The following is a 12,280-nucleotide window of genomic DNA, read 5'->3' on the forward strand; positions in this document are numbered from 1 at the left end:
ACAAACCACGGCACGAACGGCCTATCGACACCCGGATGTGGTGTCGGGCTACAGTTCGCCGTCCGATTCGCTTGTGGGAAGGCCGAGGCGGGGATGCTATGCCGATCGAAGATCGGGAACTCGCCGACGTGCTCGCCACAGGTCCGTTCGAGGTGGCGCTGCGCACGGCCATCCACCGCAGCGGGCTGAGCCTGGAGCGCGTCCGGGCCCAGCTGGCCCGGCACGGCTGCCCGGTGAGCGTGGCCGCGCTCAGCCACTGGCAGTCCGGCCGCAGCAGACCCGAGCGCCGGGAGTCCCTGGTGGCCCTCGGCGTTCTGGAAGACGTCCTCGCCGTGCCCGGCGGCGCCCTGGTCGGCCTGCTCGGCGCGCCGCGCCCGCGCGGCAGGCGCAGGCGCTCCGACCTGCCCCTGGAGGCGGTCTGGCCCGGCGACGCCGCGATGCCCGACCTGCTCGGCCGCGTCGACACCGGCCACGACCGCCACCTGACCAGACTCAGCCAGCACGACCTCGTCCGCATCGGCCCGGACCGGACCGAACGCCTGGCCCGCGTCCGCCAGGTCCTGCGCGCCGAACGGGCGGGCCTGCGCGAGGTCCTCGTCGCCTACGGCCTGGACACCCCCCACCGCGCGGGCCCCCGCCTGCGCCCCCTGCGCCACTGCCAGGTCGCCCGCTCGGTCTACGACCCCACCCGCGGCAAACTCGTCGCCGCCCTGTCCTTCGACCGCGAGCTGGCCCGCGGCGAGGCCATCCTGGTCGAGTACGAGATCCACTGCCCGCCGACCCCGACCCGCGCCACCTGCTACGAGCGCAAACTCCGCTACCCGGTCCGCGACATGCACGTCGAAGTCGTCTTCGACCGCACCGCCCGCCCCACCCGCTGCCAGTGGGAACACCGCACCCCCACCGACACCACCACCCGCCCCCTGCGCCTGGACACCTCCCACACCACCCACTCCCACAGCGCCCAAGCCACCACCGTCGACGCCGAACCCGGTCGCTACCTGCTGCGGTGGGACTGGTGACCAAACCCGACTAGTGTCGAACGAGTGCTGACCTACGACGACATCGGAACCGGCCCCGCGGTCCTCCTGGTCCACGGCCACCCCTTCGACCGGTCCATGTGGGCCCCGCAGCTGATGGCCCTCCCCGCCGCGGGCTACCGCGCGATCGCCCCCGACCTGCGCGGCTACGGCGAAAGCCCGGTGACCCCGGGGACCGTTCCGTTCTCTCGGCACATCGACGACCTGGTGGAGCTGCTGGACCACCTGGAAGTCGGCGCGGTGGTCCTGTGTGGACTTTCCATGGGCGGCCAACTCGTGATGGACTTCCACCTCCGCCACCCGGACCGGGTCCGCGGCCTGGCCCTGGTCGACACGACCCCCCACGCGGAAACCGAGGAGTCACGCCGCAACCGCATGGCGATGGCGGATCAGCTGGACCGGGAGGGGATGAAGGGGTACGCGGACGAGGTCATCTGGAAGATGGTGTCCCCGAAGAACCCCGAGGTGGGCGCGGTCGTCCTGCAGATGATGCTGGACGCGCCCGCGGCGGGGGCTGCCGCAGCGCAGCGGGGACGGGCTGATCGGCCTGACTACGTGGAAAGCTTGGCGGGGGCGACGGTTCCCGGCTTGGTCGTGGTGGGGACCGAGGACGAGTTCACCCCGGTCCCGGTGGCGCGAGAGATGGCCGAGGCGATGCCCAACACCACCCTCACCATCATCGAAGACACCGCCCACATGCCCAACCTTGAGCGCCCCGACACCTTCAACACCGCCCTAACCGAGTACCTGGACTCCTTGCCCCACTAGCCAGTCACCCACTGAACGCCACCTTGGATTGCCGACCTCCGGGCCTTGGCTGCCAACCACCCTCCCAACGCCACGCGCGTCTGGTTTGTGTCCGATGGGGTGGAGTCGTTTCGCGTGGGTGGGTGGTCGGCATGCCAAGGTGAGGGTGTGGAGCCGGGGTGGATGGCTGGCACGCCCGAAGGTCGGGTGTCCTGTGTGGTGGGTGCGGTGGAAGGGCTGGTGGTTCTGTTCTTTGCTTAGCGTGCAGTGACTCGAAGTGCCGACAGGCCCAACCGGTCAGGCCCGATGCCCAGGCCCTGCACGCCAAGCCCCTGCACGCCAAGCCCCTGCACACCCGCGCCCATCCCAGTGCCAGTCCCCGATCCCGCCCCCAGCAACCCTTTCACCCCCGCCGGAGCCGCATGCTCCCGCAACGCCTCCGGATGGTACCGATGGCACCCCTCATGCCACGACAGAATCCCCGCCATCCAGTTCCGCAACTCCCCCGCATACCCAGACAACGTCTCCCGAGCTTCCTCCGACAGCGAGAAGTCCTCGAACAGCACCGGAAGATCCACCGACGTCACTCGCTGGAACTCCGCCAGCCGCGCGTCCATCAGATCCCCCACCACCCCCATCGCCTGCTCGGCCGTGAGCCCCAGGAAGTTCTGCACCACCAGCACCGCGTTGTGGATCTCCCCCTCGTACTCGATCTCCTTCTGGTAGGAGAACACGTCGTTCATCAGGCACGCGTAGTCCATCGCCGCGTGTTCCATGGCCTGGACCGGCCTGCTGCGGTAGATCTCCGGGGGGACGACGCGGCCGTGGCCGATGCGGCAGAGGCTCATCGTCAGGTCGGAGCCGAAGGTGCGGCGGCGCATCTCGATGTAGTCGACGGGGTCCGGGATGCGGTTCTGGGCCTGGTTGCCCAACTCCCAGAGCCAGCTGTCCAGCATCAGTTCGACCGTGTGCCGGAAGGCGGCCCGGTTCTCCGTGCTCATGCCTGCCGACGTCCGCGCCCACAGGTCCGCCAAGCCGTGTTCCAGGCCGTTGGAGGCGGGCGGCGGCGCGCTGTCGTCCAAGGGCATGAAGGTCTTCAGGCGTTCGGTGAGGACCTTCGCGGCGGGCAGGTTCGCGGCGCGGCCGAAGAGGATCGGGTAGTAGTCGTCGCCGTAGGTGCCCCAAGTGAGCCAGTCCGAGGAGAGGTCGAGGGCCTCGGGGGAGGCGTCGGGGTGGATGCCCGCCGCGCAGAGGGGCAGGTCGTAGGCGCGGAGCTTGGTCTCGTCCCACACGCCCTCGGACAGGATGCCCACCGACGCCGCCCAGGTCACCGTGTTCTCCCGCGAGCGGTCCAGGTGGGGGCTCAGGGTCAGCGGGAACGGCATGGTGATCGGCGGGGGCGGGACGTGGCCGACCTTGGTGAAGGGGACGTGGGAGAAGCGGGTGAAGCGGGCGGGGGAGAGCAGGGACGGGAGGATGCGCGCCGCCGACGTGCCCAGACCGAGCGGGCCGGACAGGGCGTCCGAGCGGGTCTCGGCGTTCATGTAGCGGCTGGAGCGCAGGTGCCACTCGTGGCCGCCGGACTGCCAGTCCTGCAGGCCCTTGATGTAGACGAGCAGGTCCAGCTTCTCCACCGGGTCCAGCGCGGACTCCTCGGCCATCGCCGGGACCTCGGTGACGGCGGTGTGGTCGAACTGGTGCAGCCGCGAGGTCAGCAGGTCGTTGACCCGGTCGGCGGCCTCCTGTGTGCCGATGCCGAGGAACTTCTCGAAGACCAGGACGCCGTTGGACAGCTCGCCCTCGTCCATCACCTCGCGCTCGTAGGAGAACAGGTCGTTGCGCAGGTGGATGGCGTCGGCGAAGGTGTCGCGCAGGACCAGCATCGGGCGGGACGCGGCCACGGTGGCGGGCACCTCGGCGTCGCAGACGTGCTCGATGAGGTTCGCCGACCACGGCGCCCCGCCGACCTTGCGGCGCATCTCGATGTACTCGATCGGGTTGGACACCCGTTCGGCGCTGATGTTGGCCAGCTCCCACAGCGACTCGTCGAGCAGCGCGGTGGTGCTGTCGATGAACCTCGCCCGCCAGTTGTCCGAGCGGTGTGGGACGGTGCGGTTCCACAGGTCCATCAGGCCGCGCTCGACCGGGTTCGTCGGCTCGGCGGTGATCTCGCCGTCGGCGGGCATGAACAGCGCCAGCCGGTCCAGGTAGGCCTTGCCGCCCGCGATGTCGCGGGGGCGCTTGTACAGCTCCAGGAAGTGGTCGTCGAAGTAGAAGACCCAGACGTACCAGTCGGTGACGAGGTTGAGGTTGCGCTCGTCGGCGTCGGGGTGGGTGTAGGCGCAGAGCAGCGCGTAGTCGTGCGCGTCGAGGTCGTCCATGTCCCAGATGTGCACGCCGTTCTGCGGCACATCGATCATGTCCATGGACCGGGCCCACTCCCGGGTGTGGACCCGCGCCGCCTCGAGGTTCGGATTCAGCCGCGCCGGATAGGGCACGTAGAACTCGGGCAACTGGAACGGCTGCGCCACGACGACTCGCTTCCCCCGCCGCGCACCGGCGGATCGACCTGCCGGGACAGGCAATCAGCCGGGGTCCGCCGGTGCCTAGGGGAGGAACACCATCGTGAACACGGTTAACCCGTTCGGAGAGTCGATGATCGACTCCGGGTCAGCCGAACCGTCCCGAACGGCCTAGAGCAGCCCGCGCCTCGCCGCCGCGGCCAGCCTGCGCGGAACCCGCACGCGGGTGCCGTCCGGGGTGCGGACCTCCACCAGCTCCGGTGCGGTCGCCTTCCACTGGGCGCGGCGGTGGCGGGTGGTCGAGCGGGACTTCTTTCGCTTGGGGACGGCCATCAGCTCCGCCCCCGGTTGTCCGCGGGCCCGGAGTTCGCCGAGGCGGCGATGGCGAAGGGGTCGGTCAGGCTCGACCAGTCGGAGGCGAGTTCGGAGTCGGTGAGCAGGGCTCGGGACAACACCGCGTGGAGGTGTTCGGGGTCGGCGTCGTGGGTGAGGATGGCGATCTCCTGGACGCGGTCGCCGTAGCGGGGGTGCCAGTCGAGGGCGGCCTTGGCGCGGCGGTCGGCCGGGGCGCGGTCCCAGGACGCGTCGTCCAGGGCCGCCAGCCAGGTGCCTGCGTCGCCGACGCGCAGGCCGCCGCCCGCGGACTCCAGCCACAGGGCGACGTCCGGCTGGGTCGCCACCCACACCCGGCCGCGTGCCCGGATGACGCCGTCCAGCAGCACGTCGATCGCCTCGTGCAGGCGCTCGGGGTGGAACGGCCTGCGCTCGCGGAACAGCGTCACCGCGACGCCGCAGTCCGAGCCCAGCGGCGGCTGGCCGCGCAGCAGCTGGCCGTGGATGTCGATCAGCTCGCCGCGTCGCGGGCCCACCAGCGAACCGGGGCCGAAGTCGGTGAGCCGCTGCCTGCCGATCCCCGGCGCGAGCCGCTCAAGCGCGGCGGCGGTGCGCGCGGCCGTCCACGGTTCGGCGACGCCGGCGAGCACCAGCAGGTCGGCGCACTCGGTCTGGCCGACGGTGACCTGGGCGAGGGTGCGGTCGTCGTGCTCGGGGGAGTGCGGGACGGGTTCGTCGCCGGTGCAGTCGGTGAGCCAGCTGGGCTCGTGGACCACCGTCACCACCAGGTCGACGTCGACCAGCTGGCACACCGGTTCCGGCTCGACCATCGGGTCCAGGTGCAGCACGACCGTGCCGACCTGCCCGTCCAGGCGCTCCAGCAGCGGCAGCACGTCCTCCCGCAGCGCGCACGACACGCAGCCGTGGGCCATCTCCAGCACCGCGGTCACGTCCGAGCCCGCCGTGCGCAGCCTGCGCCGGAGGATGCCGTCGGCGACGCGGCGCAGGTCGTGGTGCACGACGGCGGTGTCCGGCCCGAGCAGCCGGGTGGCGACCTGGCCCGCCGCCTCCCGGGGCTGACCGGCGATGACCACCAGCCGGGTCCTGTCCACTGGCGACCTCCCTGTTGACAACGATTTCCATCTGACCGTCGCAGACGCTACCTTGTCGGACGCCGAGATGAAAACGGATCTCATTTTCAGGAAGCGCGTCGAGGTCGAGGAGGAGCGCTGATGGCCAAGCGGTCCAAGATCGCCGAGAACGAGCGTCGCACGCTGGTCGTGGCCCACCACGCCGAGCGCCGGGCCGCGCTCAAGCGGGTGCCCGGCGTGAGCAAGTCCAGCCGGTAAACCAGTACACCGTTCACCCACGCCAAGAGGCTGGGGCGGCACCGATCGCGGCCGTCGGGCCACCTGGACCGTGCCGATTCGCGCGACCCCTACAGATAAACTCGGGGAGGCGGGATAGTGTCTCAGACCACGGCTCTCCCACCTGCGCGGGAAGGCCAGGACCAAGACCGAGGACGGTGTGGGACAGGACGACCAACTGGCCGCCGCGGAGGCGCTGCGGGCCGACCGGGAAGTGCGGCTGCTCATCGACGCGGGCCGCGCTGATGAGGCGAACGCGCTGTTCGACCAGCTGCTCGCCAAAGTCCCGCCCGGCCTCGCACCCTGGACGCGCGCCGCGATCCTGACGCGGCGCGCGGTCTCGGCGTGGCGGCTGCGGCGCATTCCGCTGGCCCTGGAGCTGGCCGCCGAGGGCTGGAGCGACATCGACGCCGAGCAGCCGCGCGGCTCCTTCGCCGCGGACACGCTGCACCGGCTCGGCTATCTGCTGGAGGGCATCGGGCACCGCAGGGCGTCGCTGGACATCACCAGGGTGGCCGTCGAGGTCGCCCGCAAGGGCGACGACGTGGAGATCCTCGCCCACGCCCTGCAGAACCTCGGCGGCACACTCAACTTCCGCGCCTGCGACCAGCCCGCCGCCGAGGCCGAGGCCAGCTACCGCGAGGCCATCGCCGCCTTCGAGGAGGGCCTCGGCCTGGTCACCGAGGGCCGTATCCACCTGGCCCTGCTCGCCGCCTACGGCGCCTCGCTTGCCGGGATCGGCGAGCTGGCGGAGGCCGAGCGGATCGCCCACCGGACGCTGGCGCTGGCCGAGGCGGGCATCGGCCCCGACGCCGTGCCGGACGTGTGGGCCGAGTCGGTTGGCACCTGGGTGCTGGCCCGCATCCGCTGGCAGACCGGGCACCTCGACGAGGCGACCCAGTACGGCATCACCGCCGTCGAGTGCGCCGAGCAGATCAACGACACCTCCCTGCTGCAGCGCTACTCCGAGGACCTGTCCAACATCTGCCGCGACAACGGCGACTCCGCGGGCGAGGCCGCCGCGCTGCGCCGCACCGTCCTGGCCCGCCGCACCGCGGTGGAGACGCTGCAGGAGGGGCTGGGGCAGGCGCTGGAGCAGCGCCGCCTGGCCATCCGGGCGCAGCGCCTGGCGATGGCCGCCCAGGAGGCCGCCGCGCGCGACCCGCTGACCGGGCTGTCCAACCGGCTCGGACTGGAGCACACCGCCCCTGAGCTGCTGCAGCACGCCGTCGCCAGCGGCCGCACACCGTGGCTGGTGCTCATCGACGTCGACTGGTTCAAGGGCGTCAACGACGCCGCGGGCCACGCGGCGGGCGACGCCGCGCTGCGCGAGATCGCCCAGGTGCTGCGCGCCGAGTGCCGCGTCGGCGACCTGATCGCGCGCTGGGCGGGCGACGAGTTCGTCGTGCTGATCACCGACAATCCCGCCGACCACGCCCCCGGCGTGCCGGTCGGGGTCTCGGTGGCCGAGCGCGTGCGCACGGCTGTCGACCAGCACGACTGGACCGCGGTCCTGGGCACGACCCAGCGCCCTACGGTCAGCGTGGGCGTGGCGACCGGACCGCACACGCTGGAGAAGCTCTTCGCCAACGCCGACATCGCGCTCTACCGGGCCAAGCGGCGCGGGCGCAACCGGGTCGAGGTGCACTCCTCGGTCGAGGAGTCCTACGCGATCAAGCCGCCGCGGTAGGCCACCAGCGCGGCCTGCACCCGGTTGCTGGCGCCGATCTTGCCCAGCACCGCCGAGACGTACCCCTTGACCGTCGCTTCGGACAGGTGCAGCTCCTGGCCGATCTCGGCGTTGGAGAGCCCGCGCCCGATGAGCGCGACGACGTCGCGCTCGCGGCCGGACAGCGACGACAGCGCCTCCCGGGCGGGCTCGGCGACCTGCTCGCCGGAGTTGAGCGCGCCGACGACGCGCGCGGCGACCGTCGGGTCGAGGACGACGCCGCCGGTGGCCAGGTCGTGCACGGCCTTGAGCAGGTAGACGGGGTCGACGTCCTTGAGCAGGAAGCCCGACGCCCCGGTGCGCAGCGCCGCGCGGACGTAGTCGTCCATGTCGAAGGTGGTGAGCATGCACACCGCGGGCGGGTCGGCCAGCGCGGTGATGGCGCGCAGGGCGGTGATGCCGTCGGTGTCGCCCATGCGGATGTCGAGCAGCACGACGTGCGGCCGGTGCAGGCGCACGGCCTCGGCGACGAGGTGGCCGTCGGCGCACTCGGCGACGACCTCCACGTCGGGCGCGCTCGACAGAATGGTCCGCAGGGTGGAGCGGACCAGGTCCTCGTCGTCGGCGACGATCACTTTCAGCATGCGCCCTCCCCGAAAGGGTGCCGGTCCGTCGAGTTTAGCGAATCGGACACCGATCGTTCGGAACAAGAAAGCTGAAAGGCTTTCGTGAATGCGCCGCGCGGCGGTAGCGTGACCCAACGTCACGTCGCGAGAGGAGCTCATCGGATGCGCGTCCTCATCCCTGCGGCGACGTGTGTGACGGTCATCGCCTCGCTGCTGGCGGCCCCCGAGCCCGCCGAAGCCCAAGTGCTGCCGCCCACCGCCGCCTTCGCCGCCAACGACTACTGCGTCGGCCAGTGCGCCGACATCAACCCGCCCGGCCAGAACGGCAGCGCCACGCTCGCCGAGATCCTGGCCCACCAGGTCTTCGGCACCCGTCCCAAGCACGCCGACGACCAGATCGGCCGCTACGACGCCCTCGCCACCGGCTACGGCGGGCTGAGCACCGAGACCATCTCCCAGTTCTTCAACGACTCCTCGTTCGGGGTCGCGCCCAGCCAGGTGGAGAGCACGACCCGCCCGCGCGCGGACGTCACCATCGTGCGCGACAAGGCCACGGGCACACCGCACATCACCGGCACCACCCGCTCCGGGACGATGTTCGGCGCGGGCTACGCCGCCGCCCAGGACCGGCTGTTCCTGATGGACGTGCTGCGCCGCGTCGGCCGCGGCCAGCTGACCCCGTTCGCCGGCGGCGCCGCCGCCAACCAGCAGTTGGAGCAGGGTTTCCTCGCCGACGCCCCGTACACCGAGGCCGACCTGCAGCGCCAGATCGAGACGGCCGCGGCGAAGGGCCCGCGCGGCGCGCAGGCGATGGCCGACGCGCGCGACTACGTCGAGGGCATCAACACCTACATCCGGCAGGCGAAGTCCGGGCGCTACTTCCCCGGCGAGTACGTGCTGCTCGGCCACGTCGACGCGATCACCAACGCCGGGGAGATCACGCCGTTCCAGATGACCGACCTCGCGGTGATCGCCGCGGTGATCGGCGCGCAGTTCGGCTCCGGCGGCGGCGGCGAAGTGCAGGCCGCTGTGGCGAAACTGGCCATCCAGGAGCGCTACGGCGTCGTGGAGGGCGAACGGGTCTGGCAGTCCTTCCGATCCGCCGACGACCCCGAGCACATCCAGACGGTCCACAACGGACAGCGCTTCCCCTACGCGCTGCCGCCCGCGAACCCGCGCGGCGCGGCGATGCCCGACCGCGGCTCGGTCAAGGCCCAGCCGATGGTGTTCGACCGCGCGGGCGCGCAGGCGAAAGCCGTGCAGCGCACCGACCTCGCCGAGCCGAAGGCGGGCCCGCTGACCACCGAGGCCGCGCGCGGCATCCTCGCCGACGGCGTGCTCCCCGGCGACCTGCTGGAGAACAAGCACGGCATGTCCAACGCGCTGCTGGTCTCCGGCGAGCACACCGCCAGCGGCCACCCGATCGCGCTGTTCGGGCCGCAGACCGGCTACTTCGCCCCGCAGCTGCTGATGCTGCAGGAGCTGCAGGGCCCGGGGATCAGCGCGCGCGGCGCGTCGTTCGCGGGCATCAGCTTCTACGTGCTCCTCGGCCGCGGCCAGGACTACGCCTGGAGCGCGACCACCTCCTCACAGGACATCATCGACACCTACGCCGTGGAGCTGTGCTCGCCCAGCGGCGCGCCGACGATCGACAGCACCCACTACCTGCACCGCGGGCAGTGCCTGCCGATGGAGGTCATCGAGCGCCGCAACTCCTGGTACCGGTCGGTGGGCAGCCCGGTCGACGCAGGCTCCTACACCCTGCGGGTCTACCGGACCACGTACGGCTCGGTGACCCACCGCGCCACCATCGGCGGCAAGCCCGTCGCCTACACCCGCCTGCGCTCGACGTTCCTGCACGAGCTGGATTCGGTGATCGGCTTCCAGGAGTTCAACGACCCGTCGGCGATCACCTCGGCCGCGGACTTCCAGCGCGCCGCCTCGCACATCGGCTACACGTTCAACTGGTTCTACGCCGACGCCGACGACATCGCCTACTACAACTCCGGGAACAACCCCGTCCGCGAACCGTCGGTGGACCCGGGGATGCCGGTGCTGGCCAACGCGGGCTTCGACTGGCGCGGGTGGAACCCGGAGACCAACCTCGCCGCCTACACCTCCTACGAGTCGCACCCGCAGGTCGTCAACCAGGACTACCTGATCTCCTGGAACAACAACCAGGCGCCCGGCACGGCGGCGGCCGGTCTGGAGCGCGGCGCCGTGCACCGCGGCGACCTGCTGGACGCGCGCGTGCGGGAGCTGATCTCGGCGGGCGAGGTCGACCGGGTCGGCATGACCAAGGCGATGGCCGAGGCCGCGCTGGCCGACCTGCGCGCCGAACGCGTGCTGCCGCTGCTGCTGCGCGTCATCGGCGAGTCGACCGGCGACGCGAACGTGGACGCGGCCCTGCGCTCACTGCGCGCGTGGCTGGCCGACGGCGGCCTGCGCGCCCCCACCGCCCGCGGTGCGCGCGCCTACCACCACGCCGACGCGATCCGGATCATGGACGCGTGGTGGCCGGTGCTGGTCAAGGCCCAGTTCGAGCCCGGCCTCGGCCCGGCCTACCCCGAGCTGACCCGGGTGCTGAAGGTCGACGAGGCCCCCTCGACCACCGGCCACCGCGGCTCGTCCTACCAGGCGGGCTGGTGGGGCTACGTCCACAAGGACCTGCGCTCGGTGCTCGGCGATCCCGTCCAGGCGCCCTTGGGCGCGCGCTACTGCGGCGGCGGAAACCTCGGCCAGTGCCGCGCCACCCTGGTCGACTCCCTGCGCACGGCGGCCGCCACCCCGGCGACCACCGTCTACCCGGGCGACGGCGACTGCGCCGCCGGTGACCAGTGGTGCGCCGACGCGATCATCCACAACGCGCTCGGCGGCATCACCCAGGAACCGATCACCACCCAGAACCGCCCGACCTACCAGCAGCTGGTCGAGTTCCCGGCCCGCCGCGGCGACGTCATCGCGAACCTCTCGGCCACGGCGACCGCGTCCAGCCACGAGAGCGGGCTGTTCGCCAGCTACCCGGCCCGCCAGGCCGTCGACCGCAACCCGTCGACGCGCTGGGCCAGCAACCGCGGCGACAACCAGTCGCTGACCGTGGACCTCGGCGCGGTGCGCTCGGTCTCGCGGGTCCGGCTGCACTGGGAAGCCGCCTACGGCCGCTCCTACCGCATCGAGGTCTCCAGCGACGGCGCGACGTGGCGCACGGCCTGGTCGACCACCGCGGGCGACGGCGGCCTGGACACCGCGGTCTTCGCCGCGACCGACGCCCGCTTCGTCCGCATGCAGGGCGTCACGCGCGGGACGAGCCACGGGTACTCGCTGTGGGAGATGGAGGTCTACGCGCACTAGGCCGAGCTGTCGGGGGCGCGGTCACCGCGCCCCCGACCACTCGTCCCAGCGCCACACCACCTCGGCCGCGACCGCGTCCAGTCCCGGCTCCGCGTCGACGGCGAAGTCCTCCACGCCGGCCGCCTCGAACACCCGCTCCAGCTCCCCGATCCGCCGCACGTGCCACCGCAGCCCCTCGGCGTCGCGCCCGCCGAAGCGCCCGGCCAGCCTGCCCCGCACCGTCTCCTCCGATGCCCGAAGCCTGCACACGGTCACCTCGCACCCGAGCGCCCGCTGGTACCGCGCCCGCTCCTCCCGGCTCTCCACCACCCCGGCCACCACCAGCCGCCGCGCCCCGGCGGCCAGGAAGCTGCCCGCCACCGCCCGCAGGTTCCCCTCGCGCAGCCGCGTGTTGTACGGGTCCTCCGCCGGAGTCGGCCAGCAGAACGCCAGCCAGTCGACGTCGATCACCCCGTGCGCCACCCCCGCGGCCCGGAACACCTCCCCCACCGCCCCGGTCACCGACGTCTTGCCGACACCCACCACACCGGTCACGAGCAATGCCTTGGCCACAATCCGATATTAGGCAGGACCGTCACCGGATAGGAGCAGGCGCGTCATCCGGACGGCGGAGCGCGCAAACCAC

9 protein-coding genes are annotated in these 12,280 nt (G+C 71.8%); 4 read left to right on the forward strand and 5 right to left on the reverse strand.

Annotation, left to right across the window (positions count from 1 at the left end):
* The first annotated feature begins 98 nt into the window (after positions 1-98).
* On the forward strand, positions 99-1,022 hold the full coding sequence (locus ACFPM7_RS08265; RefSeq protein ID WP_378245590.1) for an XRE family transcriptional regulator: 924 nt from the start codon (positions 99-101) through the stop codon (positions 1,020-1,022).
* Between the two features lie 24 nt (positions 1,023-1,046).
* The gene (locus ACFPM7_RS08270) at positions 1,047-1,808 is read left to right on the forward strand and encodes an alpha/beta fold hydrolase (RefSeq protein WP_378245592.1); all 762 of its coding nucleotides are present in this window, start codon (positions 1,047-1,049) and stop codon (positions 1,806-1,808) included.
* Positions 1,809-2,044: 236 nt separating this feature from the next.
* Here the strand turns inward: ACFPM7_RS08270 and ACFPM7_RS08275 are convergent, their stop codons facing one another.
* The 3 genes from ACFPM7_RS08275 to ACFPM7_RS08285 form a co-directional block, all read right to left on the reverse strand.
* The gene (locus tag ACFPM7_RS08275) at positions 2,045-4,318 is read right to left on the reverse strand and encodes a terpene synthase family protein (RefSeq protein WP_378245594.1); all 2,274 of its coding nucleotides are present in this window, start codon (positions 4,316-4,318) and stop codon (positions 2,045-2,047) included.
* A gap of 162 nt (positions 4,319-4,480) precedes the next feature.
* Positions 4,481-4,642 (reverse strand): 50S ribosomal protein L32, encoded by a 162-nt coding sequence (rpmF, locus tag ACFPM7_RS08280; RefSeq protein WP_378245596.1) that lies wholly within the window; start codon positions 4,640-4,642, stop codon positions 4,481-4,483.
* Complete coding sequence (locus ACFPM7_RS08285; protein ID WP_378245598.1) at positions 4,642-5,754, reverse strand: GTP-binding protein; 1,113 nt, start codon at positions 5,752-5,754, stop codon at positions 4,642-4,644. The genes rpmF and ACFPM7_RS08285 overlap by 1 nt, the downstream gene beginning before the upstream one ends.
* Before the next feature lie 415 nt (positions 5,755-6,169).
* Between ACFPM7_RS08285 and ACFPM7_RS08290 the strand changes: the two genes are divergently transcribed.
* Positions 6,170-7,699 (forward strand): GGDEF domain-containing protein, encoded by a 1,530-nt coding sequence (locus ACFPM7_RS08290; protein ID WP_378245600.1) that lies wholly within the window; start codon positions 6,170-6,172, stop codon positions 7,697-7,699.
* Here ACFPM7_RS08290 and ACFPM7_RS08295 read toward each other — a convergent pair.
* On the reverse strand, positions 7,675-8,322 hold the full coding sequence (locus ACFPM7_RS08295; RefSeq protein ID WP_378245602.1) for a response regulator: 648 nt from the start codon (positions 8,320-8,322) through the stop codon (positions 7,675-7,677). The genes ACFPM7_RS08290 and ACFPM7_RS08295 overlap by 25 nt on opposite strands.
* Positions 8,323-8,466: 144 nt before the next feature.
* On the opposite strand from ACFPM7_RS08295, the gene ACFPM7_RS08300 reads away from it, so the two are divergent.
* Positions 8,467-11,655 carry a penicillin acylase family protein gene (locus ACFPM7_RS08300; RefSeq protein WP_378245604.1) on the forward strand — a complete coding sequence of 1,063 codons (3,189 nt, stop codon included), beginning with the start codon at positions 8,467-8,469 and terminating at the stop codon, positions 11,653-11,655.
* Between the two features lie 21 nt (positions 11,656-11,676).
* Here ACFPM7_RS08300 and ACFPM7_RS08305 read toward each other — a convergent pair whose 3' ends face one another.
* Positions 11,677-12,207, reverse strand: a complete 531-nt coding sequence (locus ACFPM7_RS08305; RefSeq protein ID WP_378245606.1) for a hypothetical protein — start codon at positions 12,205-12,207, stop codon at positions 11,677-11,679.
* Positions 12,208-12,280 lie beyond the last annotated feature (73 nt).

The organism is Actinokineospora guangxiensis, assembly GCF_042657845.1.
Lineage (GTDB): Bacteria > Actinomycetota > Actinomycetes > Mycobacteriales > Pseudonocardiaceae > Actinokineospora > Actinokineospora guangxiensis.

Bases quoted from the DNA above. Each gene is read 5' to 3' on its own strand.
- ACFPM7_RS08265 (WP_378245590.1), top strand. From the start codon at position 99: ATGCCGATCGAAGATCGGGAACTCGCCGACGTGCTCGCCACAGGTCCG.
- rpmF (WP_378245596.1), bottom strand. From the start codon at position 4,642: ATGGCCGTCCCCAAGCGAAAGAAGTCCCGCTCGACCACCCGCCACCGC.
- ACFPM7_RS08295 (WP_378245602.1), bottom strand. From the start codon at position 8,322: ATGCTGAAAGTGATCGTCGCCGACGACGAGGACCTGGTCCGCTCCACC.
- ACFPM7_RS08300 (WP_378245604.1), top strand. From the start codon at position 8,467: ATGCGCGTCCTCATCCCTGCGGCGACGTGTGTGACGGTCATCGCCTCG.